Below are 591 nucleotides of genomic sequence, written 5' to 3' on the forward strand. Positions count from 1 at the left end.
GACGTGAGGGGATCGCCGCCTCGATGTACTACGGCTGGTCCAAGGAGTTCCTGGAGGCGGGCAAGAAGCGCCTGTCTGGCGACACGGCGCGCGCGGCCACCACGGACGAGGTGCGGGATCTGCGCCGCGAGACGGGGGCGCTGAAGGAGGTCGTGGCTGACCTCGTTCTGGAGAACCGCCTGCTTAAAAAAAGCATGAGCGGGGCTGGGGGCGACGAGGCATGAGGTACCCGGCCCCCGAGAAGCTGGAGATCATCCGGCTCGTCCAGCAATCCCACCTGCCGGTGCGTGCCACCCTGGACAAGCTCGGCATCACCCGCTCGACGTTTTACCGGTGGTACGATGCCTACCAGCGCGGCGGCCCCGAGGCGTTGAAGGACCATCCTTCGCAGCCGAGCCGGGTCTGGAACCGTCTACCTGCGGAGATCCGCGAGCAGATCGTTTCCCTGGCTCTGGAGCAGCCTGAACTCAGCCCGCGTGAGCTGGCGGTGCGCTTCACCGACGAGCGCCGCTACTTCGTCTCGGAAGCGACCGTCTACCGGTTGCTCAAATCTCAGGACCTGATCACAAGTCCGGCCTATATCGTCATCAA

At 65.0% G+C, this 591-nt stretch carries 1 pseudogene; it reads left to right on the forward strand.

Annotated elements, in window-relative coordinates:
* Positions 1–591 (forward strand): annotated as a pseudogene (locus CVH10_RS16975) (helix-turn-helix domain-containing protein); the annotation flags it as partial.

This window comes from Halomonas sp. ND22Bw (assembly GCF_003011945.1).
In the GTDB taxonomy this organism is placed as follows: Bacteria; Pseudomonadota; Gammaproteobacteria; order Pseudomonadales; family Halomonadaceae; genus Halomonas; species Halomonas halophila.